19 protein-coding genes are annotated in these 21,654 nt (G+C 73.2%); 15 read left to right on the plus strand and 4 right to left on the minus strand.

Going from position 1 to position 21,654, the window contains the following annotated elements; all coding sequences use genetic code 11:
- Window positions 1-78: 78 nt before the first annotated feature.
- From ACWD0A_RS09495 to ACWD0A_RS09540, 10 genes are read left to right on the plus strand one after another with little or no spacing between them, the layout of a single operon-like run.
- Window positions 79-984 (plus strand): TIGR03084 family metal-binding protein, encoded by a 906-nt coding sequence (locus ACWD0A_RS09495; protein WP_451296220.1) that lies wholly within the window; start codon window positions 79-81, stop codon window positions 982-984.
- Window positions 981-2,699: an acyclic terpene utilization AtuA family protein gene (locus ACWD0A_RS09500; protein WP_451296222.1), complete on the plus strand. Its 1,719-nt coding sequence runs from the start codon at window positions 981-983 to the stop codon at window positions 2,697-2,699. The genes ACWD0A_RS09495 and ACWD0A_RS09500 overlap by 4 nt, the downstream gene beginning before the upstream one ends.
- Window positions 2,696-4,294: an acyl-CoA carboxylase subunit beta gene (locus ACWD0A_RS09505; protein WP_451296224.1), complete on the plus strand. Its 1,599-nt coding sequence runs from the start codon at window positions 2,696-2,698 to the stop codon at window positions 4,292-4,294. Before ACWD0A_RS09500 ends, ACWD0A_RS09505 begins: the two co-directional genes overlap by 4 nt.
- Window positions 4,295-4,304: 10 nt before the next feature.
- Complete coding sequence (locus ACWD0A_RS09510) at window positions 4,305-6,212, plus strand: acetyl/propionyl/methylcrotonyl-CoA carboxylase subunit alpha (protein WP_451296226.1); 1,908 nt, start codon at window positions 4,305-4,307, stop codon at window positions 6,210-6,212.
- Window positions 6,209-7,351 carry an acyl-CoA dehydrogenase family protein gene (locus tag ACWD0A_RS09515; RefSeq protein WP_451296228.1) on the plus strand — a complete coding sequence of 381 codons (1,143 nt, stop codon included), beginning with the start codon at window positions 6,209-6,211 and terminating at the stop codon, window positions 7,349-7,351. Before ACWD0A_RS09510 ends, ACWD0A_RS09515 begins: the two co-directional genes overlap by 4 nt.
- Window positions 7,352-7,397: 46 nt before the next feature.
- Window positions 7,398-8,981, plus strand: a complete 1,584-nt coding sequence (locus tag ACWD0A_RS09520) for a 4-coumarate--CoA ligase family protein (RefSeq protein WP_451296230.1) — start codon at window positions 7,398-7,400, stop codon at window positions 8,979-8,981.
- 6 nt (window positions 8,982-8,987) lie between these two features.
- Window positions 8,988-9,719 carry an enoyl-CoA hydratase family protein gene (locus tag ACWD0A_RS09525; protein WP_451296232.1) on the plus strand — a complete coding sequence of 244 codons (732 nt, stop codon included), beginning with the start codon at window positions 8,988-8,990 and terminating at the stop codon, window positions 9,717-9,719.
- A complete protein-coding gene (locus tag ACWD0A_RS09530; protein WP_451296234.1) occupies window positions 9,707-10,303 on the plus strand; it encodes a TetR/AcrR family transcriptional regulator in 597 nt (198 codons plus the stop codon). Before ACWD0A_RS09525 ends, ACWD0A_RS09530 begins: the two co-directional genes overlap by 13 nt.
- Window positions 10,304-10,350: 47 nt before the next feature.
- Complete coding sequence (locus tag ACWD0A_RS09535; RefSeq protein ID WP_451296236.1) at window positions 10,351-10,602, plus strand: hypothetical protein; 252 nt, start codon at window positions 10,351-10,353, stop codon at window positions 10,600-10,602.
- Entirely contained in the window at window positions 10,599-11,000 is a 402-nt protein-coding gene (locus ACWD0A_RS09540) for a PIN domain-containing protein (RefSeq protein WP_451296238.1), read from the plus strand. Before ACWD0A_RS09535 ends, ACWD0A_RS09540 begins: the two co-directional genes overlap by 4 nt.
- Before the next feature lie 58 nt (window positions 11,001-11,058).
- Here ACWD0A_RS09540 and ACWD0A_RS09545 read toward each other — a convergent pair whose 3' ends face one another.
- The gene (locus tag ACWD0A_RS09545) at window positions 11,059-12,159 is read right to left on the minus strand and encodes a citrate synthase 2 (RefSeq protein ID WP_451296240.1); all 1,101 of its coding nucleotides are present in this window, start codon (window positions 12,157-12,159) and stop codon (window positions 11,059-11,061) included.
- A 432-nt stretch (window positions 12,160-12,591) separates the two neighbouring features.
- Here ACWD0A_RS09545 and pdxH point away from each other — a divergent pair, with 432 nt between their 5' ends.
- Together pdxH and ACWD0A_RS09555 are read left to right on the plus strand one after the other, a co-directional pair.
- Window positions 12,592-13,215 carry a pyridoxamine 5'-phosphate oxidase gene (pdxH, locus tag ACWD0A_RS09550; protein ID WP_451296393.1) on the plus strand — a complete coding sequence of 208 codons (624 nt, stop codon included), beginning with the start codon at window positions 12,592-12,594 and terminating at the stop codon, window positions 13,213-13,215.
- A 423-nt stretch (window positions 13,216-13,638) separates the two neighbouring features.
- Window positions 13,639-15,051 carry a PAS domain-containing protein gene (locus ACWD0A_RS09555; protein WP_451296242.1) on the plus strand — a complete coding sequence of 471 codons (1,413 nt, stop codon included), beginning with the start codon at window positions 13,639-13,641 and terminating at the stop codon, window positions 15,049-15,051.
- Between the two features lie 94 nt (window positions 15,052-15,145).
- Here the strand turns inward: ACWD0A_RS09555 and ACWD0A_RS09560 are convergent, their stop codons facing one another.
- On the minus strand, window positions 15,146-15,901 hold the full coding sequence (locus tag ACWD0A_RS09560) for an SIS domain-containing protein (protein WP_451296244.1): 756 nt from the start codon (window positions 15,899-15,901) through the stop codon (window positions 15,146-15,148).
- Between the two features lie 202 nt (window positions 15,902-16,103).
- Between ACWD0A_RS09560 and ACWD0A_RS09565 the strand changes: the two genes are divergently transcribed.
- The 3 genes from ACWD0A_RS09565 (at window position 16,104) to ACWD0A_RS09575 (ending at window position 19,145) form a co-directional block, all read left to right on the plus strand.
- A complete protein-coding gene (locus ACWD0A_RS09565; RefSeq protein ID WP_307714900.1) occupies window positions 16,104-16,796 on the plus strand; it encodes a metal-dependent transcriptional regulator in 693 nt (230 codons plus the stop codon).
- A gap of 572 nt (window positions 16,797-17,368) precedes the next feature.
- Entirely contained in the window at window positions 17,369-18,232 is an 864-nt protein-coding gene (locus tag ACWD0A_RS09570; RefSeq protein ID WP_177150401.1) for an alpha/beta fold hydrolase, read from the plus strand.
- Between the two features lie 160 nt (window positions 18,233-18,392).
- The gene (locus tag ACWD0A_RS09575; RefSeq protein ID WP_451296246.1) at window positions 18,393-19,145 is read left to right on the plus strand and encodes a hypothetical protein; all 753 of its coding nucleotides are present in this window, start codon (window positions 18,393-18,395) and stop codon (window positions 19,143-19,145) included.
- Between the two features lie 21 nt (window positions 19,146-19,166).
- Here the strand turns inward: ACWD0A_RS09575 and ACWD0A_RS09580 are convergent, their stop codons facing one another.
- Complete coding sequence (locus ACWD0A_RS09580) at window positions 19,167-20,759, minus strand: transporter (RefSeq protein ID WP_451296248.1); 1,593 nt, start codon at window positions 20,757-20,759, stop codon at window positions 19,167-19,169.
- Window positions 20,756-21,574 carry an ABC transporter ATP-binding protein gene (locus ACWD0A_RS09585; protein ID WP_307714903.1) on the minus strand — a complete coding sequence of 273 codons (819 nt, stop codon included), beginning with the start codon at window positions 21,572-21,574 and terminating at the stop codon, window positions 20,756-20,758. The genes ACWD0A_RS09580 and ACWD0A_RS09585 overlap by 4 nt, the downstream gene beginning before the upstream one ends.
- Between the last annotated feature and the right edge of the window lie 80 nt (window positions 21,575-21,654).

Here is a 21,654-nt window from a genome sequence, read left to right on the forward strand (position 1 = left end):
AGCAAGCACGCTTGCTTGTTTTCTGGAACGCTGCCATGCTCCGGGGCACGAACCGTCGTGCCCACCAGGGAGCGTTACGTGTCCGATCCGACTGCCGTGCTCGACGACCTGCGCGACGAAAGCGATGAACTCGACCGGCTGGTCGCCGGTCTGGCCCCCGGAGCGTGGGCCGCGGCGACCCCCGCCGAGGGCTGGAGCGTCGCCCACCAGATCGCCCACCTCGCCTGGACGGACCGGGCCGCGCTGAAGGCGGTCACCGATCCGGACTCCTTCGCCGCGGAGGTCGCCAAGGCGCTCGCCGCGCCGCACTCGTTCGTCGACGACGGCGCGGCCGAAGGCGCGGCCCTGCCACCCGCCGACCTGATGCACCGGTGGCGCGAGGGCCGCGAACTGCTGCTGACCGCCCTGCGCGAGGCCCCGCCCGGCGCCCGGTTCCCCTGGTACGGGCCCCCGATGAGCGCCGCGACGATGGCGACCGCGCGCCTGATGGAGACGTGGGCGCACGGCCAGGACGTCGCCGACGCGCTCGGCGTCGTACGGAAACCGACGGCGCGGCTCGCCCAGATCGCGCGCATCGGCGTGCGGACGCGGGACTTCGCGTACCGGGTGCACGGGCTGACCCCGCCGGCCGAGCCGTTCCGCGTCGAACTGACCGGACCCGGCGGCGAACTGTGGACGTACGGCCCCGAGGAGGCGGCTGGCGTCCCCCATGCCGAAGGCCTGGGGAAGGTGACCGGCCCGGCGCTGGACTTCTGCCTCCTGGTCACGCAGCGGGCGCACCGCGCGGACCTGTCGCTGCACGCGACGGGCCCGGACGCCGACCAATGGCTCGACATCGCCCAGGCGTTCGCGGGCCCGCCCGGCAAGGGACGCCAGCCGGGGGCCCACGGGGCGGTCGGGCGCAGCGGCACATCCACCGACCCGGCCGACGGGCCCGAGCCCGGCGGCAACGCCAGGGGCGGCACCGGCGGGGGACGCCGGTGAACCCGGCCCCGGACGGCGGCGAGGCCCCCCGCGGCAGCAGCGCGCCGCTGCGCGTCGGGAACGCCTCCGGGTTCTACGGCGACCGGTTCGACGCCGTGCGCGAGATGCTCACCGGCGGGCCCCTCGACGTGCTCACCGGCGACTACCTCGCCGAGCTGACCATGCTCATCCTCGGCCGCGACCGCCTCAAGGACCCGCGCCTGGGCTACGCCAAGACCTTCCTGAGGCAACTGGAGGACACCCTCGGCCTCGCCCACGAACGCGGCGTCCGCATCGTCGCGAACGCGGGCGGGCTGAACCCCGCCGGACTCGCCGACGCCGTCCGCGCCCTCGCCGCACGGATCGGCGTCCCCGTCCGCGTCGCCCACGTCGAGGGCGACGACCTGTCCGCCCGCTTCCCCGACGCGCTGACCGCCAACGCCTACCTCGGCGGCGTCGGCATCGCCGCCTGCCTGCGCGCCGGCGCGGACGTCGTCGTCACCGGCCGCGTCACCGACGCCGCCCTCGTCACCGGCCCCGCCGCCGCCCACTTCGGCTGGGGACCGCAGGAGTACGACAGGCTCGCGGGCGCGGCCGTCGCCGGGCACGTCCTCGAATGCGGCACCCAGGCCACCGGCGGCAACTACGCGTTCTTCACCGGTCACGACGTGCGCCGCCCCGGCTTCCCCCTCGCCGAGATCCACGCCGACGGCACCTGCGTCGTCACCAAGCACGACGGCACCGGCGGCCTGGTCGACGTCGGCACCGTCACCGCGCAGTTGCTGTACGAGACGGGCGGCGCCCGGTACGCGGGACCGGACGTGACCGCCCGGCTCGACACCGTACGCCTGGAGGAGGACGGCCCGGACCGGGTGCGGATCTCCGGCGTGCGGGGCGAGGCCCCGCCGCCCGCCCTCAAGGTGGGGCTCAACCGCATCGGCGGCTGGCGCAACGAGGTCGTGTTCGTGCTGACCGGGCTCGACCTCGAGGCCAAGTCCCGCCTCGTCCGCGACCAGTTGGAGGACGCGCTCGGCAAGCAGCGGCCCGCCGAGGTGCGCTGGGAGCTGGCCCGCACCGACGCGGCCGACGCCGACACCGAGGAACGCGCCAGCGCCTACCTCCGGCTCGTGGTGCGCGACCCGGACGCCGAACGCGTCGGGCGCGCGGTGAGCAGCGCCGCGATCGAGCTCGCGCTCGGCAGCTACCCCGGCTTCCACGTGACGGCCCCGCCGGGCAAGGGCGCACCGTACGGGGTGTTCGACGCGGTGTACGTCCCGGCCGGCACGGTCCCGCACACCGCCGTGCTGCCGGACGGGGAGCGCGTGGACATCCCGTCCGCCGCCGGCGCGACGCCGGACGGCGACGTGCCCCCCGGCGCGCTGCCCGAACCCCTGCCGCCCGGCCCGACCCGTCGCGCCCCCCTCGGTCTCGTCCTGGGCGCCCGCAGCGGCGACAAGGGCGGTGACGCCAACATCGGCGTCTGGGCCCGCACCGACGACGCCTGGCGCTGGCTCGCCCACGAGCTGACCACCGAGCGGCTGCGCGTCCTGCTCCCGGAGACCGCCCGGCTGCCCGTCGCCCGGCACGTGCTGCCCAACCTGCGCGCCCTGAACTTCGTCGTCGAGGGGATCCTCGGCGAAGGGGTCGCCGCGCAGGCCCGTTTCGACCCGCAGGCCAAGGCGCTGGGCGAATGGCTGCGCGCCCGCTACGCCGACATCCCGGAGGCACTGCTGTGACCGTCCTCGGCTCGGCCCTCGATGTGACGGGCCCCGAATACGCCGCCCACCGCGAGGCGATGCTCGCCCGTCTCGCCGACCTGGAGGCGGAGCACGCCAAGGCGCTCGCGGGCGGCGGCGAGAAGTACGTCGCCCGGCACCGCAAGCGGGGCAAGCTGCTCGCGCGCGAGCGGATCGAGCTGCTGCTCGACCCCGACACCCCCTTCCTGGAGCTGTCACCGCTCGCCGCGTGGGGCAGCGACTATCCCGTGGGCGCGTCGATCGTCACCGGCATCGGCGTCGTCGAGGGCGTCGAGTGCCTGATCACCGCCAACGACCCGACGGTGCGCGGCGGCGCGTCCAACCCGTGGACGCTCAAGAAGGCCCTGCGCGCCAACGAGATCGCGTACGCCAACCGGCTGCCGTGCGTCGCGCTCGTCGAGTCGGGCGGCGCGGACCTGCCGTCCCAGAAGGAGATCTTCATCCCCGGCGGGGCGCTGTTCCGCGACATCACCCGGCTCTCGGCGGCCGGCATCCCGACGATCGCGGTCGTGTTCGGCAACTCGACGGCCGGCGGGGCGTACGTCCCCGGCATGTCCGACCACACCGTGATGATCAAGGAGCGGTCGAAGGTCTTCCTCGGCGGGCCGCCGCTGGTGAAGATGGCGACCGGCGAGGAGAGCGACGACGAGTCGCTGGGCGGTGCCGAGATGCACGCGCGGACCTCCGGCCTCGCCGACCACTACGCGCTCGACGAGCAGGACGCGCTGCGTCAGGCGCGGCGGATCGTCGCCCGTCTCAACTGGCGCAAGGCGCACGCGGATCCCCTTCCGGCAGAGCCTCCGAAGTACGCGGCCGACGAGCTGCTCGGCATCGTGCCGGAGGACCTGAAGACGCCGTTCGACCCGCGGGAGGTCATCGCCCGGATCGTGGACGGCTCGGACTTCGACGAGTTCAAGCCGCTGTACGGGCCGAGCCTGGTGACCGGGTGGGCGCGGCTGCACGGCTATCCCGTCGGGATCCTCGCCAACGCGCAGGGCGTGCTGTTCAGCGCCGAGTCGCAGAAGGCGGCCCAGTTCATCCAGATCGCCAACCAGCGCGACATCCCCCTGGTCTTCCTGCACAACACGACCGGCTACATGGTCGGCAAGGAGTACGAGCAGGGCGGCATCATCAAGCACGGCGCGATGATGATCAACGCGGTGTCCAACTCCCGCGTACCCCACCTGTCGGTGCTGATGGGCGCCTCGTACGGGGCCGGGCACTACGGCATGTGCGGACGGGCGTACGACCCGCGGTTCCTGTTCGCCTGGCCGAGCGCCAAGTCGGCGGTGATGGGCCCGCAGCAGCTCGCCGGCGTGCTGTCGATCGTGGCCCGTGCGTCGGCGGCGGCGAAGGGACAGCCGTACGACAACGAGGCGGACGCCGGGCTGCGGGCGATGGTCGAGCAGCAGATCGAGGCCGAGTCGCTGCCGGTGTTCCTGTCGGGGCGGCTCTACGACGACGGGGTCATCGACCCCCGCGACACGCGGACGGTGCTCGGCCTGTGCCTCTCCGCGATCCACACGGCACCGGTCGAGGGCGCCCGCGGCGGCTTCGGCGTCTTCCGGATGTGAGGACCCTTCCGTGATTGCTTCTGTCCTGGTCGCGAACCGCGGCGAGATCGCCTGCCGCGTCTTCCGCACCTGCCGTGACCTCGGGATCGCGACGGTCGCGGTCCACTCCGACCCCGACGCCTCGGCCCTGCACGTGCGCGAGGCGGACGCGGCGGTACGGCTGCCGGGCGCCGCGCCCGCGGAGACGTACCTGCGCGGCGAACTGATCGTGAAGGCGGCGCTGGCGGCCGGCGCGGACGCGGTGCACCCGGGCTACGGATTCCTGTCCGAGAACGCGCACTTCGCGCGCGCCGTGCTGGACGCCGGCCTGGTCTGGATCGGCCCGCCTCCCGAGGCCGTCGAGGCGATGGCCTCGAAGACGCGGGCCAAGGAGCTGATGGGCCTCACGCCCCTGGACACCGGCACGCTCACCGAGGCCGACCTCCCCGTCCTGGTGAAGGCGGCGGCCGGCGGCGGCGGCCGGGGGATGCGGATCGTCCGTTCCCTGTCCGCGCTGCCGGGCGAACTGGAGGCGGCGAGCTCGGAGGCGGCGTCCGCGTTCGGCGACGGAGAGGTGTTCGTCGAGCCGTACGTGGAGGACGGCCGTCACGTGGAGGTCCAGATCCTCGCCGACACGCACGGCACGGTGTGGGCGCTGGGCACGCGGGACTGCTCGCTGCAGCGCCGCCACCAGAAGGTGATCGAGGAGTCGCCGGCGCCCGGACTGCCGGACGGGCTCGTCGACGCGCTGCACGGGCAGGCCGTGCGGGCGGCGCGGGCCGTGGGCTACACGGGCGCGGGCACGGTCGAGTTCCTGGTGGGCCGGGACGGCCGGGCCCACTTCCTGGAGATGAACACCCGCCTGCAGGTCGAACACCCGGTCACCGAGGCCGTCTTCGGCATCGACCTGGTCGCCCTGCAGCTCGCCGTGGCCGAGGGGGCGGCCCTGCCGCCGGCCCCGCCCGCGGCCGCGGGTCACGCCGTGGAGGCCCGCCTGTACGCGGAGGATCCGGCCTCCGGCTGGACCCCGCAGACCGGGGTGCTGCACGCCTTCGACGTACCCGGCGGCCCCCCGTCCGTCCGCGTCGACTCCGGGTACGCGGCCGGCGACACCATCGGCGTCCACTACGACCCCATGATCGCGAAGGTCGTCGCCTGGGCGCCCACCCGCGCCGAGGCCGTCCGCAGGCTCGCGCTCGCCCTGCGCCGGGCCCGGCTGCACGGGCCCGTCACCAACCGGGACCTGCTCGTGCGGTCCCTGGAACACCCCGACTTCGCCGGGGCCCGCCTCGACACCGGGTTCTACGAGCACCACCTCGGCGACCTCACCGCCCCCCGGCCCGGCGAGGCGCACGCCGCCGTCGCGGCCGCGCTCGCGGACGCCGCCGCGCGCCGGGGCCGGTTCGGCGGCGCCTGGCGCAACCTCGCCTCCCAGGACCAGGCCAAGACCTACAACGGCCACGAGGTCCGCTACCGGCCCGCCCGCGACGGGGGCTACGAGCTCCCCGGCACCCCCGGCGTACGCGCCGTCGAGGCGACCCCGTCTCGCGTGCGCCTGGAGACCGACGGGGTCGTACGGGCCTACGACGTCGCCGTCCACGGCGACACCGTGTACGTCGACAGCCCCGCCGGCACCCACACCCTCACCGCGCACCCCCGGTTCACCGACCCCGCCGCCCGGGCCGAGCCCGGCTCGCTCCTCGCTCCCATGCCCGGGACCGTCGTGCGCGTCGGGGACGGCGTCCACGAGGGCGCCCGGGTCGTCCAGGGACAGCCGCTCGTCTGGCTGGAGGCCATGAAGATGGAGCACAGGATCGTCTCGCCCGCCTCCGGCACGCTCACCGCACTCCACGCCCACCCCGGCCGCCAGGTCGAGGTCGGCGCTCTGCTCGCCGTCGTACAGGACGTACCGGAAGCCCAGGAGGACATCGCGTCATGACCGTCATCGAGAGCCAGGACCACCGGGACCTGCGCGCCGCCGTCGCCGCCCTCGGCAGGCGGCACGGACAGTCCTACGACCGCGCCACGCTGTGGGCCGAGGCCGGCAAGCTGGGCTACCTCGGCGTGAACCTCCCCGAGGAGTACGGCGGCGGAGGCGGCGGCATCAGCGAACTGTCCATCGTGCTCGAGGAGTCCGGCGCGGCCGGCTGCCCCCTGCTCATGATGATCGTCTCGCCCGCGATCTGCGCCACCGTCATCGCACGGTTCGGCACCGAGGAGCAGAAGCGCACCTGGCTGCCCGGTCTCGCCGACGGCAGCCTGAGCATGGCGTTCGGCATCACCGAGCCCGACGCCGGATCCAACGCGCACCGCATCACCACCACCGCCCGCCGGACCGCCGACGGCTGGTCGCTGACCGGCCGCAAGGTCTTCGTCTCCGGGGTCGACATCGCGGACGCCACGCTGATCGTCGGGCGGACCGAGACTGCATCTTCTCGGGGGGCCGCACCGGCGCTGAAGCCCTGCCTGTTCATCGTCCCCCGCGACGCCGAGGGCTTCCACCGCTCGGCCATCGACATGGAACTGCAGGCGCAGGAGAAGCAGTTCGAGCTCGTGCTCGACGATGTGCGGCTGCCCGCCGACGCGCTGGTGGGCGAGGAGGACGCCGGCCTGCTCCAGCTGTTCGCCGGGCTCAACCCCGAGCGCATCATGACCGCCGCCTTCGCCATCGGCATGGGCCGCTACGCGCTCGCCAAGGCCGTCGACTACGCCAAGGAGCGCCAGGTCTGGAAGGACCCCATCGGCGCCCACCAGGCCATCGCCCACCCCCTCGCCCAGGCCCACATCGAGCTGGAGCTCGCCCGGCTGATGATGCAGAAGGCCGCCGCCCTGTACGACGCGGGCGACGACGTCGGCGCGGGAGAGGCCGCGAACATGGCCAAGTACGCGGCCGGTGAGGCGTGCGTGAAGGCCGTCGACCAGGCCGTGCACACCCTCGGCGGCAACGGGCTCACCCGCGAGTACGGTCTCGCGAAGCTGGTCACCGCGGCCCGGGTGGCCCGTATCGCCCCGGTCAGCCGCGAGATGATCCTGAACTACGTGTCCCACCAGTCCCTGGGTCTCCCCAAGTCGTACTGACAGACGACATCCTGGCCGTCCGTACCCACCCGCCGAGGGGGCCGTCATGGTGTTCCGCAGCAGCTACGCAGATGTTCCGGCCGTCGTCGAACCCATCCACGAGGCCGTGCTGGGCCGCGCCGCCGAGTACGGCGACACGGTCGCCCTCGTCGACGGCGCGAACGGCACCACCGTCACCTACCGGCAGCTCGACCTGTTCCACCGCAGAATCGCCGCGGCCCTCGCCGACGCCGGCCTCGTCAAGGGCGACGTACTGGCCCTGCACAGCCCCAACACGGTCGCCTACCCGGCGGTGTTCTACGGGGCGACGCGGGCCGGTGCGTCGGTGACCACCGTCCATCCGCTCTCCACGGCGGACGAGTTCGCGAAGCAGCTGCGCGACTCCCGCGCCCGCTGGATCGTCACCGTCTCCCCGCTGCTGGAGGTCGCCCGCCGCGCCGCCGAACTCGCCGCCGGGATCGAGGAGATCTTCGTCTGCGACCGCGCCGACGGGCATGCGAGCGTCCTCGACATGCTCGGCTCCACCGCCCCCGAGCCCAAGGTGGCGATCGACCCGTCCGAGGACGTCGCGGCCCTGCCGTACTCGTCGGGCACGACCGGCGTGCCCAAGGGCGTGATGCTCACGCACCGGTCCATCGCCACCAACCTGGCGCAGCTGGAGCCCTTCATCCCGATGGGCCCCGGCGACCGCATCCTGGCCGTTCTGCCCTTCTTCCACATCTACGGGCTGACCGCCCTGATGAACGCCCCGCTGCGGCAGGGCGCGACCGTCGTCGTGCTGTCCCGCTTCGAGCTCGACCCGTTCCTGTCGGCGATCCAGGAACACCGCATCAGCGGCCTGTACGTCGCCCCGCCGATCGTCCTCGCGCTCGCCAAGCACCCGGCCGTCGCGAAATACGACCTGTCCTCCCTGCGGTACATCGTCAGCGCGGCCGCCCCGCTGGACGCCCGGCTCGCCGAGGCCTGCTCGCGCCGCCTCGGCCTGCCGCCGGTGCGGCAGGCCTACGGGATGACCGAACTCTCCCCGGGCACCCACGTCGTGCCGCTCGCCGCGCAGAACCCTCCGCCGGGCGCCGTGGGGCTGCTCCTGCCGAACACCGAGATGCGCGTCCTCGCCCTCGACGGCTCCGGCGAGGACGCGGGCGCCGGCCAGGAGGGCGAGATCGCCATCCGCGGACCTCAGGTGATGAAGGGCTACCTCGGTCGGCCCGACGCCACCGCCGCCATGATCGACGCCGACGGCTGGGTGCACACCGGCGACATCGGGCGCGTCGACGAGGACGGCTGGCTCTTCGTCGTCGACCGCGTCAAGGAACTGATCAAGTACAACGGCTTCCAGATCGCCCCCGCCGAGCTGGAGGCGCTGCTGCTCACCCACGCGTCCGTCGCCGACGCCGCGGTGATCGGCGTCCCGGACGAGGACGGCAACGAGGTCCCGAAGGCGTACGTCGTACGGCAGCCGGACGCCGAGGAACTGACCGAGGACGACGTCCTCGCGTTCGTCGCCGAGCGCGTCGCGCCGTACAAGAAAGTGCGCCGCGTCGAGTTCACCGCCGGCATCCCGCGCGCCGCGTCGGGGAAGATCCTCCGGCGAGAGCTCAGGGACCGCGAGAACCGTTCCAAGGAGTAGACCCCCATGACGATCCGCACCGACCGCGACCGCGGCATCACCACCCTGACGCTCGACGACCCGGACAGCCGCAACGCGCTGTCCGCGCGGCTCGTCGGCGAGCTGGCCGAGGCGCTCGCCCGGTGCGGCGAGGACGAGACCGTACGGGCCGTGGTGCTCACGCACACCGGCACCACGTTCAGCGCCGGCGCCGACCTGAAGGCGCCGCCGAGCCCGTACGCGTTCGTCGCCCTGCTGCGGCAGATCGTGACGCTGCCCAAACCGGTCGTGGCGCGGATCGCGGGCCATGCGCGGGCCGGCGGGCTCGGTCTGGTCGGGGCGTGCGACATCGCCGCCGCGACGGACACGTCGGACTTCGCGTTCACCGAGGTGCGGATCGGGGTGGCGCCCGCGATGATCTCGCTGCCGCTGCTGCCCCGGATGGACCCCCGCGCCGCCGAGCGCTACTACCTCACCGGGGAACGGTTCGACGCCGCCGAGGCCGCCCGGACCGGGCTGCTCACGCTCGCCGCCGCCGACGTGGACGAGGCACTGGCGCCGCTGGCCGAGGGGCTGCGCAGGGCGTCCCCGCAGGGGCTGGCCGCGTCCAAGGCGCTGCTCACGGCTAGGGTGCTGGAAACCTTCGACCGGGACGCCGAAGACCTGGTCCGGCGTTCGGCGTCGCTCTTCGCGTCGCCCGAGGCGCGCGAGGGGATGACGGCCTTTCTCGAACGACGGGATCCCGCATGGGTGTTGTGACGCCGCCCCCGGCGGCGAAGGCCCCGAAGCAGGACCGCAGCCGGGCGACCCGGCAGCGGCTGCTGGAGGCCGCCGTGGCCTGCCTGGCCGAGGTCGGCTGGGCCGGCTCGACCGTGTCGGTGGTCGCCGAGCGCGCCGGGGTCTCCCGCGGCGCGGCGCAGCACCACTTCCCGACGCGCGAGGACCTGTTCACGGCCGCGGTCGAGTACGTTGCCGAGGAACGCTCGCAGGCCCTGCGGAACCTGCCCGTCCAGGACCGGGCGTCGGTCGTCGCGGCCCTGGTCGACCTGTACACGGGCCCGCTGTTCCGGGCCGCGCTCCAGCTGTGGGTGGCCGCCTCCAACGAGGAGCAGCTGCGTCCGCGCGTGACCGAGCTGGAGGCGAGGGTCGGCCGCGAGACCCACCGCATCGCGGTCCGCCTGCTGGACGCCGACGAGTCACGCCCCGGCGTGCGCGAGACGGTCCAGGGCCTGCTCGACATGGCCCGCGGCCTAGGCCTCGCCAACCTCCTCACCGACGACGCGGCCCGGCGCGAGCGGGTGGTGGCGCAGTGGGCGGTGCTGGTGGAGGAGGGGCTGGGCTGAAACGTATCTGCATACCGGGGTATGCATTCGCGCGGTATGCTCACCGCATGGCTGAGACCACGCGTATCACGGTGACTCTCCCCACGGAGCATGTGGAGGAGCTGAAGAAGCTCACGGACAACGTGTCCGCCTTCGTGGCCGAGGCGGTCGACCGCCGGATAAGGCACGTGTTGCTGGGTGAGGAACTGCAGCGCTATCAGGCGGAGCACGGCGCGTTCACCGAGGAGGAGCTGGCCGAGGCGCGCGCAGAGATCGACCAGGCGATGGACCTCGGCAGCATCTCGGCCAGGGCAGCGTGACGGACCGCATCAACACCGTCGTCCTCGACTCCGAGGGGCTGTCGGCCTGGATCGCGCAGGACCGCAAGATCACGGCGAAGATCCAGCACTTCTACAACGTGGAAGCGGGGATCGTCGTCTGCGCCAACACCATCGTCGAGGTGATGTATGACGGAGTGAGCCTTCCTCGGCTTCAGTGGCTGCTGTCGCGGGTGAAGGTCGAGGCCGTCACCGAACAGTCCGCCCGCGCCGCCGCCCGCCTCCTCAAGGAGACCGGCCTGCACGGCCACAAGGACGCCATCGACGCCACGGTCGCCGAGATGGCTCTGCGCCAGCCGGGGCCGGTCGTGATGCTCACCTCCGACGTCGACGACATGGCCCGCCTGTGCGGGGGCCGGGTCCGGCTCATCGGCGTCTGACGTACGTACGTGAACGGCGCCGCCCCCTGGTGGGCGGCGCCGTATTCGTATGCGCGCGTCAGCCCGCGATGTCCTCCCAGCCCGGGATCTCGCGCGGGCTGCGCGCGCCCGGCCCGACGTAGCGCGCCGACGGGCGCACCAGGCGGCCCGTGCGCTTCTGCTCCAGGATGTGCGCCGACCAGCCCGCCGTACGGGCACAGGTGAACATCGACGTGAACATGTGCGCCGGGACCTCGGCGAAGTCCAGCATGATCGCCGCCCAGAACTCCACGTTCGTCGCCAGCACCCGGTCCGGACGGCGGTTGTGCAGCTCCTCCAGCGCCGCCTTCTCCAGCGCCTCCGCCACCTCGAAGCGCGGCGCGCCCAGCTCCTTCGCCGTACGGCGCAGCACGCGCGCCCGCGGGTCCTCGGCCCGGTAGACACGGTGACCGAAGCCCATCAGACGCTCGCCCTTGTCGAGAGCCTGCCGGACGTACGCGCCCGCGTCGCCGGTGCGCTCGATCTCCTCGATCATGCCGAGCACGCGCGAGGGCGCGCCGCCGTGCAGCGGTCCCGACATCGCGCCCACGGCACCGGACAGGGCCGCCGCCACGTCGGCGCCGGTGGAGGCGATGACGCGCGCGGTGAACGTCGAGGCGTTCATGCCGTGCTCGGCGGCGGAGGTCCAGTACGCGTCGACCGCCTTGACGTGCTTGGGGTCCGGCTCGCCGCGCCAGCGGATCATGAAGCGCTCGACGACCGACTCGGCCTTGTCGATCTCCCGCTGCGGCACCATCGGCAGGCCCTGACCGCGCGCCGACTGGGCGACGTACGACAGCGCCATCACGGCCGCGCGGGCCAGGTCGTCGCGGGCCTGCGCCTCGTCGATGTCCAGGAGCGGTTTGAGACCCCACACCGGAGCGAGCATCGCGAGCGCGGACTGGACGTCGACGCGGATGTCACCCGAGTGCACCGGGATCGGGAACGGCTCGGCGGGCGGCAGACCGGGGTTGAAGGCGCCGTCGACGAGCAGACCCCACACATTGCCGAAGGAGACGTGCCCGACCAGGTCTTCGATGTCGACGCCCCGGTAGCGGAGCGAGCCGCCCTCCTTGTCCGGTTCGGCGATCTCCGTCTCGAACGCGACGACTCCTTCGAGTCCAGGTACGAAGTCGGACATCAGGCGGCTCCTCGAGATGTGTACGACATGGTGTGCACGGGTGGTGTGCGTGTGCCGTATGGACGGCGGGGGCGGTCCCCCCGGTGATGCCCCGTGCGGCCGGTGGTCATCCAACCGCCGGGAGGCAGGCACGATATCCCCTGCTGTAGGGAGGTCACAGCGGCCCGACCCAAGATTTTGGCCGGTCCGTCCGATGCGGGGAAGCGTGACATCCGGCACACTGCCCCGATTCGCCCAGGGAGGATTGGCGGCACTCCGTGCCGGGCAAACTGGGGCCTGCGGCAGGATGTCTCCGTGACCGACCACGCCGCCCACGATGCCGCCGGCCCGCGCCGCCCGGGCCCGGACCACGCCGCGCCGGACGTGACCGTCTCCGGCCTGCCCCTGCCGGACCCGGCCGAGACCGAGCTCGTCGTCCCGGACCCCGCCGTCATGCGCGAGCAGTACCGCTCCACGCCGCTGAACGAGTCGGCACTGGCCACCGGGCCCATGGAGCAGTTCTCCCGCTGGTTCGCCGAGGCCGCGGCGGCGGCGCTGCACGAGCCCAACGCCATGATCCTCGCCACGGCCACGCCCGACGGCCGGCCCTCCTCGCGGACGGTGCTGCTCAAGCAGTACGACGAGCGCGGCTTCGTGTTCTTCACGAACTACGACTCCCGCAAGGGCCGGGAGATCGACGCCAACCCGTACGTCTCGCTGCTCTTCCCCTGGCACCCGCTCGAGCGCCAGATCATCGTCACCGGCACCGCGTCCCGCATCGGCCGCGACGAGACCGCCGCGTACTTCCGCACCCGCCCGCACGGCTCGCAGCTCGGCGCCTGGGCGAGCGACCAGTCGTCGGTGATCGGCTCGCGCGCCGAACTGCTGCGCCGCTACGAGGAGCTGGCCGCACGCTACCCCGAGGGCGAGCAGGTCCCCGCCCCCGCGCACTGGGGCGGCATTCGGGTCGTGCCGGACGCGGTGGAGTTCTGGCAGGGCCACGAGAACCGGCTGCACGACCGCCTGCGCTACGTGCGCACCGACGGCGCCTGGCGCGTGGATCGCCTCGCGCCCTGAGGCCTGGCGCTCCGCGGCGTCCTGCGCCCGGCCCGAGCCGCTGCGCGGACGCCCGGAAACGCAGGCGACCCGTGGGCCTTGGTCCCTCCGTCCGGACGGAGGGAGCCGGCCGGACTTACCGGCGGCCCACGGGTCGGGTGACTGCTTGGGTTTCGGCAGGCGGCCTGCCGAGGTGCACAGAGTGCGACGGCAGGCCGTTAGCCCGCAGTCACCTCACGAGTCCGAAAAGAAACCATGTTTTCGGATCACCTCCTTTCGCGTGTGCCCACACCCTAAGAAGCGCTGCGGCACGGTTCAAGCGAATTAGGAGGTTCTCCGGGGTGGGGGCGATTTCGGGGAACGGTGTGTGTCCTGTGTCACGTTGAAGTTCAATGGGCCTAGGTGCGTCAGTACACGTGGACACGTCCTGCAAGGGGTGCCGGGATGAGTGCTTCCAGGAGTGAGATCACCGACGCGCTCGGGTCCGGGGAGCCGGAGCCCGGGGCCGGGGCCACGGGGCCGCCCGATGCCGACCTGCTCGCGGCGTTGCTCGACGGGATGGACGCGGCGTTGTGCGCGTTCGACGCCGAAGGGACCGTCACGCACTGGAACCGCGAGGCGGAGCGCATTCTGGGCTGGACCGCCGAGGAGGCCGTGGGGCGGCGCGGGTTCGCCGGGTGGGCGGTCCGCCGGGCCGACGCGGACGAGGTGCAGGAGCGGCTGATGGCCGCGATGGCCGTGCCGGGGCGGCAGGTGCACGAGTTCGCGCTGCTGCGCAAGGACGGGGGCCGGGTCCTGGTGCGCACGCAGTCCGCGCGGGTGCTCGGTGCCGACGGGAAGCCCGCCGGGGTGTACTGCGCGTTCAGCGAGGTCCATGCCCAGATCGATCTGGAGCGGTCCATCGCGCTGAGCGAGGCGCTGTTCGACGACGCGTCCTGGGGTGTCGTCATGGTCGATGTGGATCTGCGTCCGGCCGTGGTCAACAGCGAGGCCGCGCGGGTGCTCGGCGCCGGCCGGGCGAACGTGCTGGGCCGCCCGCTCGGGGAGCTCGTCTCCCAGGGTGTCGAGGAGCTGGAGGGCGCGCTGCACCACGTGCTGGCGGAGGGCGCGCCGCGCGGCCTCGTGGACCTGTGGGTGAGCGTCGCGACGCCGGAGGGCGAGCGCAGGCGCTGCTGGCGCAGCGGGTTCCTGCGGCTGGCCTCGCCGCTCGCGGAGGAGCCGGTGCCGCTCGGGGTGGGCTGGGTGTTCCACGACGTGACGGACGTGAAGCTGGCGGAGCAGGAAGCGGACCGGCTGCGGTTCCGTTCGGGGCAGCTGCACCGGGCGGGGCGGGTGGCCGCGGAGTGCGAGGACCCGCTGGAGGCGGCGGCCGTGCAGCTGGACTTCGCGCTCGCCGGATTCGCGGATCACGCGCTGCTCGACCTGGCGGAGGACGACGGGCAGCGCCTGGTGCGGGCGGCGGTCTCGCCGTCGGGCGCGTCGGGTCCTTCGGCGCAGGCCGCGGGCGGCGGGCTTCCGGTGCGGTACGAGCCGGGGCATCCGGTGTTCCAGGCGATCGAGCGTACGGGGTCGGTGCGGGCGAGCGCGGGGAAGGAGGCGACGCCGGGCGGCTGGGCGGAGCGCCGTCAGTGGCCCGGGGACGCGGCCCACGCGCTGTGCACGTCGCTGCGCAGCCGGGGCCGGACGGTGGGCGTGCTGACGTTCCTGCGCACCGCGAGCCGTCCCGCGTTCGAGCGCCCGGACGCGGTGTACGCGGAGAGTGTGGCGGTCCTGGTGGCGGCCTCGCTGGATCTGGCGCGGGTGACGGAGCAGACGGAACAGACGGAGCAGACGGAGCAGGAAGACCCGCCGCGCTAGCGGGGCCGCGCATGGGGCGGCGTGCCGTACGCGGGCGCCGCCCCGGGGCTGGGCGCCGGCCGGGCCGCGAACGCGATGGTGCGGCGCGGCCCCCTCAGTGACGGAAGAAGATCCGGTCGCGGTACTCCGTCATCACCCGGCCGTTCCACTCGTGTCCGCCGTCCACGTTGCCCGAGCGCAGCAGCGGGGGCTCGATGCCGCGGGCGACCAGGTGCTCGACGGCGGCGGCCGTCATGGCCTGCATCAGCGCGCTGGTCACGACCGTCGACGCGGGCGCGAACGGCGCCTCGATGCCCTCGTGCGTCAGCTCCGCGTCGCCGACCGCGATCTTGGAGTCGAGGACGATGTCGCAGTGGTCCTTGAGGAAGGTGCCGGAGGCGTGCCGGGACGTGGTCTCCTCGGCGTACGCCACGGACGTCACGCCGATGACGGTGAGTCCGAGGGCGCGGGCGTTCATCGCCATTTCGACGGGCAGGGCGTTGCGCCCGGACAGGGAGACGATCACGAGGACGTCGCCGGCCGTGGCGGGGCTGGAGTCGAGGACCGCCGCGGCGAGGCCGTCGACGCGCTCCAGGGCGGAGCCGAGCGTGGCGGGCATGACGTCGACGCCGACGGCGCCGGGCACGGCCAGCAGGTTCATCAGGGCCAGGCCGCCGGCCCGGTAGACGACGTCCTGGGCGGCGAGGGAGGAGTGGCCGGCGCCGAAGGCGAACAGCCGGCCGCCCGCGGCGACGGCGTCGGCGACGGCCGAGCCGGCGGCGGCGATGTTGGCCGACTCCTCGTCGCGTGCGCGCTGCAGCAGACCGATCGCGGCGTCGAAGAACTGACCGGCCAGCTTGCTCTCGCTCATCGCCGAGCCCTTTCCGGAGGGTGGGAGGTGGGTAGGAACCGTACGAGTGCGTGACGGCCCGGGAACAACCGTGCCGCCGATCACGTTGCGGTCTGGACCATTGCGCTGTCAATACGGGCTTCACCCGCCGCGGCACGGTTGTCGGCGGGATGCGTAAGAATTGAGCCGGGGCCGCAGCGCACGATTTATTCGAGGGGCACGTATGTCCGGACTGATCGACACGACGGAGATGTATCTCCGCACCATCCTCGAGCTCGAAGAGGAAGGTGTGGTGCCCATGCGGGCCCGTATCGCGGAGCGGCTCGACCAGAGCGGTCCCACGGTCAGCCAGACCGTGGCCCGCATGGAGCGGGACGGCCTGGTGACGGTGGCGGGCGACCGGCACCTGGAGCTGACCGGCGAGGGCAGGCAGCTGGCGACGCGCGTGATGCGCAAGCACCGGCTCGCCGAGTGCCTGCTGGTCGACGTGATCGGCCTGGAGTGGGAGCAGGTCCACGCCGAGGCGTGCCGCTGGGAGCACGTGATGAGCGAGGCGGTGGAGCGCCGTGTGCTGGAGCTGCTGCGTCACCCGACCGAGTCGCCGTACGGGAATCCGATCCCGGGCCTGGAGGAGCTGGGCGAGAAGGCGGAGGCGGACCCGTTCCTGGACGACAGCATGGTCTCGCTGGCCGAGCTCGACCCGGGCACGGACGGCAAGACGGTGGTCGTGCGGCGGATCGGCGAGCCGATCCAGACCGACGCGCAGCTGATGTACACGCTGCGCAGGGCGGGCGTGCAGCCCGGCTCGGTGGTGAGCGTGACGGAGTCGCCGGGTGGCGTGCTGGTGGGCAGCAGCGGGGAGGCGGCGGAGCTGCAGGCGGAGATCGCCTCGCACGTCTTCGTGGCGAAGCGCTGAGGCCGCGCCCGGGTGACCGGGCGGTGAACGATGTCGGGCGGCCCCGGAGTCCTGTGCTCCGGGGCCGCCCTACGTGTGTCGCCGACGCGGGTCGCCCGGCACCCGGCGCCCTGCTGGACTTTCACCGTGCTGAAACCGTTTTGCGCCCGGAATGGCAGCGGCCGGGCGGATCGCGTGCCACTCTGAAGCCGAGGCATATGACCACGGTTCGGGGAGGGGAGCCAGGGTGATGCGCCGTCTGCCGTGCGTTTCGCACGTCCCGCACGTCCTGACATGGAGGAGTCCCGACGCCCGAGGGCGCCGGGACCTGTCCTCCCCGGTGCTGACCCGGAGCCCCGAGCTCCCAGGGTCAATCCCGTCGGACCGTTTTCCCCGAGCGGCCCGCCTCCCGCAGGGAATCTCCCCTCGGCTGCGCCGTCCAATCCCCGAGCCTGGTCACTCGAACGAGGGGTGTTGCGCGACAGAGCCGCTTTTTCGAATACAGGTTCGATAGTCTGGCGTCATCTCGACACGAGCCACTCGACTCGACACGAGCCACTCGATCCGGGGGAGACAAGGGGGTGCCAGGCCAGATGGTGCGGCGCATCGATGTGACCGGAGCCGGCGGCGTGCGCCTGGCTGCCTGGGAGTTCGCGGATCCGCCGAAAGGGCGCGAGGAGCACGAGAGCGCGCCGGGGGTCTTACTGCTGCACGGGCTGATGGGCCGCGCCTCGCACTGGGCGCCCACGGCGCGGTGGCTGGCCGAGAGGCACCGCGCGGTCGCCCTCGACCAACGCGGCCACGGTCGCAGCGAGAAGCCGGTCGACGGGCCGTTCACCCGCGAGGCGTATGTGGCGGACGCGGAGGCGGCCGTCGAGCAACTGGGGCTGGCCCCGGTGACCTTGATAGGTCACTCCATGGGGGCGCTCACGGCCTGGCAGCTCGCGGCCAGGCGTCCCGACCTCGTGCGCGCGCTCATCATCTGCGACATGCGGGCGTCGGCGCTCGGGGTGGCGTCCCAGCGCGAATGGGAGGACTGGTTCCGTTCCTGGCCGGTCCCGTTCGCGACGCTGGCGGATGTCCGCAAGTGGTTCGGTGAGGACGACCCCCGGGTGGAGCGTCCGAATCCGGCGCGGGGCGAGTTCTTCGCCGAGGTGATGGCCGAGCGGGCGGACGGCTGGCGCCCGGTGTTCTCCCGCCGCCAGATGCTCACGTCCCGCGAGACATGGGTCTTCGACGCGCACTGGGAGGAGCTGGCCCAGGTCCGCTGTCCGACGCTGGTGGTGCGCGGACTCGACGGCGAACTGGGCCGCGCGGAGGCCCAGGAGATGGTCCGCGTGCTCCCCCTCGGGCAGTACGGGGAGGTCCCCGACGCCGGCCACCTCGTCCACTACGACCACCCGGACGGCTGGCGCGCGGCGATCGAGCCCTTTCTGGACGGGGTCCTGACACCGTGACGGCCCCCGCCCGGAGGCGGACGACCAGGGCGCGACCACCACGGAGCCCTGCGGCCTGTGCGGCGCGTCCTGGCGCAGGGCGTCCGGAAGGGGAGCCCTTGGCGGGGGCGCTGAAGGGCCGCGGGTTCGACGTGATGGTCACAGCGGTGAGTTGAGGCGTATGACGGACGAGTACGGCGCGTTGCGGATCCACACCGTGGAGCCGGTCGATGCGCGCACCGCCGTGTGCGTCGTGCGGTGCGTCGGCGGCGTGATCCGGCCGGGGCAGGTGTACGACGGGGGACGGCTGCGCCTGGAGGCGATCGACCGGTACGGGCGGGGCGTCGACCTCGTGGACCCGCCGCACAGCGCGAAGGTGCGGTTCTCGGGTGACGGTGTGGCGCGGCTGCGTGCCCGGAGCGTCATCGCGACCCACGGGCGCCGCCGCTACGGATACGTGGGTCCCCCGGACATCCGGCGCGCCGCCCAGGGCGCCCCGGTCGGGCGAGTGGTGCGGACGGCCGGCGACTTCGCGGCCTGGGCCGGGGAGCAGGATCCGCGCGACCTGGCCGAGCCGTTCACGTACGTCGTCGACGGCGAGGGATTCCTGCGGCTGGCGCCCCGGCGCAGCGAGCACGTCGCCTGTGCCGGAGGCGCCGCCGTCACCGGGGCCGGGGAAGTCGCCTTCCGGCGGACCGGCGACGGCCGCTGGCGGGCCGGTTACGTCAGCAACCAGTCCACGGGCTACTGCCCCGATCCCGACTCGTGGCCCGCGGTCGCCGCCGCCCTCGACCGGGCGGGCCTCGCCCGGCCCGGCGACGGCTTCACGCACGAGGTCGTCTTCCGCCACTGCGGCGCCTGCGCCGAGCTCAACGTGGTGCGCGAGGGCCACTTCGTGTGCGTCTTCTGCGACGCGGGCCTTCCGCTCGCGTGACGCGTGACGGCCCCGGGGCGCTCAGCCCTTGCTCACCGCCGTCAGGATCTCGGGCAGCCGGTCCGCCGTCCGGGGCGCGGACAGGCGCAGGCCCGCCCACGTGAGCAGCGCTCCGTACGCCGTGCCCACCGGCAGCAGCAGCCACAGCGCGGCCGACTCCGAGGCGTGCAGCCAGATCGTCAGCGCCAGCAGCGGCGTGCACAGGAGCGCCGAGAGGAGCATGCCGCCGAAGATCGAGATCCAGGCGATGCCGCCCTGCCCCGGCGCGACGTTCTTGTACGCGCTGTCCTGCGGGATCGAGTACGGGAAGTGCGCCGAGGCCACCGCCCCCGTCGCCATCATCGCGCCCAGCAGCGCGAACGACAGGCCCAGCGTTTCCGGCAGGTCCTCCCACCGGCCGAGCAGGCCCACCGTGACCAGGGCCACCAGCGTCATGTACGGCACGGTGATCAGAAGCAACGAGAGGGCGCGGGCGCGCAGTTCGGCGTACGCGTCCCGCGCGGACGAGATCGTCAGCGCGACCATCCAGAAGGCCGACGTGTCCTGGCCGAACTGGTTGTACATCAGCAGGCCCAGCATGCTCGCCGCGAAGCACACGAGATAGATCGAGCCGGTGCCCTGGAGCGCGTTGAAGACCGGCACGATCATGCCGACCGCCAGCGACGTCACCCACGCCGCCTTCGTCTTGGGGTCGCGCCACACGTATCGCAGGCTGCGCTGCATCACCGTGCCCGTACGGCCCTCGGGCAGCAGCCGGTGCAGGCCGGTCGACGTTCCCTTGCGGGTCGGTTCCGAGGCCGCCGCGAGGGTCGAGCCGTCGGGGGTCGTCATCAGCTTCGTCAGGCTGCGCTGCCACCACCACAGCAGGGCGGCCAGGGCCAGGGCAGCGAGGGCGAGTTGGCCGAGCGCGGTCCCGTACGCGCCGTCGCCCGCCGAGCCGACCGCGCCGAGCGCGGAGGCGGGCGGGACCCAGCGCACGACGTCGGCCACCGGGTCCAGCGTGGCGAGCCCGCCCGCCTCGCCGATGCGCTGCGCGCCGAAGTTCACGAGCTGGAAGCCCACCGCGATCACCAGTCCGCTGAGCACGGCCAGGTCGCGGCCCTTGCGCGAGGTCAGCAGCCGGATGTTGGCCGCGGCGACCGCCCTGGCCAGCGCCACGCAGACGAGCAGCGTCAGCGGCACGGCGAGCACCGACACCAGGACCGCACCCGCCCCGTGCGCCACGGCGATCGCCGAACCGACCGCCAGGCACAGCGTGAACAGCGGCCCGATGCCCACCACCGATGCGCCGAGCAGGGCCGTCACCAGTGGCCGCGGCCGCAGCGGCAGCATCACCAGCCGGGTCGGGTCCAGCGTCTCGTCGCCGCTGGGGAAGAACAGCGGCATCACGGCCCAGCCGAGTGCCAGGACACCCGCGAGCAGCACGACGAGCGAGGCGGCGTGCGCCTCGCCGCGGAGCAGGATCAGGCCCGCGAGCTGCGCGGCCGCGAACAGCAGCGCGCACACGAGCGAGACGATGTAGACGGCCTTGCGGCCGGACGACTGGCGCAGCCCGTTGCGCAGCAGCGACAGCTTCAGTCCGACGAAGACCCGGGTCAGCGACGCGGTGCTCAACGCGCACCGCCGCCGAGCCAGTCCAGCGAGTCCCCGGTGTCCCGGTCCCGCGCGCCCACGAGTTCCAGGAAGGCGCTCTGCAGCGTCGGCGCGTCGCCCCGCACGTCGGCGAGCGGTCCCTGCGCGCGGATGCGGCCCGCGGCCATCACCGCGACCCAGTCGCACAGCGACTCGACGAGCTCCATGACGTGGCTGGAGAAGACGACGGTCGCGCCGGACGCGGTGTAGCGCTCCAGCACGCCGCGGATCGTCTGCGCGGACACCGGGTCGACGCCCTCGAACGGCTCGTCCAGGAAGAGCACTTCGGGGTTGTGCAGCAGCGCGGCCGCGAGCCCGATCTTCTTGCGCATGCCGGTCGAGTAGTCGACGACGAGCTTGTGCTGCGAGCCGGCGAGGTCGAGGACGTCGAGCAGTTGGGCCGCGCGCTTGTCGACCTCGTCGCCCGGCAGGCCGCGCAACCGGCCGTTGTACGCGAGCAGTTCGCGGCCCGACAGGCGTTCGAACAGTCGCAGCCCCTCCGGCAGGACGCCGATGCGGGACTTCACCTCGACCGGGTCGCGCCACACGTCGTGACCGCCGACCAGCACCCGGCCCTGGTCGGGCCGGAGCAACCCGGTGACCATGGAGAGCGTGGTCGTCTTGCCCGCTCCGTTCGGTCCGACCAGGCCGATGAACCTGCCCGCCGGAAGCGTCAGGTCGATCCCCTCGACGGCGACCTGATCGCCGAACCGTTTCCACAGGCCTTCCACCCGCACCGCGGGCGGTGCCGCGCCCCCGTCCGTGCCGCCCGCTCCGCCAACTGTCTGTTCCGGCATGGTCACTGCCTCTCACTGTCCCCGTGGTCCCCGTTGGTACGGGCACAGCCTACGGACGGCCGCGCCCGGGGCGCAGGTGT

The organism is Streptomyces sp. NPDC002867 (assembly GCF_053591895.1).

Bases quoted from the DNA above. Each gene is read 5' to 3' on its own strand.
- ACWD0A_RS09515 (WP_451296228.1), top strand. From the start codon at position 6,209: ATGACCGTCATCGAGAGCCAGGACCACCGGGACCTGCGCGCCGCCGTC.
- ACWD0A_RS09520 (WP_451296230.1), top strand. From the start codon at position 7,398: ATGGTGTTCCGCAGCAGCTACGCAGATGTTCCGGCCGTCGTCGAACCC.
- ACWD0A_RS09525 (WP_451296232.1), top strand. From the start codon at position 8,988: ATGACGATCCGCACCGACCGCGACCGCGGCATCACCACCCTGACGCTC.
- ACWD0A_RS09530 (WP_451296234.1), top strand. From the start codon at position 9,707: ATGGGTGTTGTGACGCCGCCCCCGGCGGCGAAGGCCCCGAAGCAGGAC.
- ACWD0A_RS09535 (WP_451296236.1), top strand. From the start codon at position 10,351: ATGGCTGAGACCACGCGTATCACGGTGACTCTCCCCACGGAGCATGTG.
- ACWD0A_RS09545 (WP_451296240.1), bottom strand. From the start codon at position 12,159: ATGTCCGACTTCGTACCTGGACTCGAAGGAGTCGTCGCGTTCGAGACG.
- pdxH (WP_451296393.1), top strand. From the start codon at position 12,592: ATGCGCGAGCAGTACCGCTCCACGCCGCTGAACGAGTCGGCACTGGCC.
- ACWD0A_RS09555 (WP_451296242.1), top strand. From the start codon at position 13,639: ATGAGTGCTTCCAGGAGTGAGATCACCGACGCGCTCGGGTCCGGGGAG.
- ACWD0A_RS09560 (WP_451296244.1), bottom strand. From the start codon at position 15,901: ATGAGCGAGAGCAAGCTGGCCGGTCAGTTCTTCGACGCCGCGATCGGT.
- ACWD0A_RS09565 (WP_307714900.1), top strand. From the start codon at position 16,104: ATGTCCGGACTGATCGACACGACGGAGATGTATCTCCGCACCATCCTC.
- ACWD0A_RS09570 (WP_177150401.1), top strand. From the start codon at position 17,369: ATGGTGCGGCGCATCGATGTGACCGGAGCCGGCGGCGTGCGCCTGGCT.
- ACWD0A_RS09575 (WP_451296246.1), top strand. From the start codon at position 18,393: ATGACGGACGAGTACGGCGCGTTGCGGATCCACACCGTGGAGCCGGTC.
- ACWD0A_RS09585 (WP_307714903.1), bottom strand. From the start codon at position 21,574: ATGCCGGAACAGACAGTTGGCGGAGCGGGCGGCACGGACGGGGGCGCG.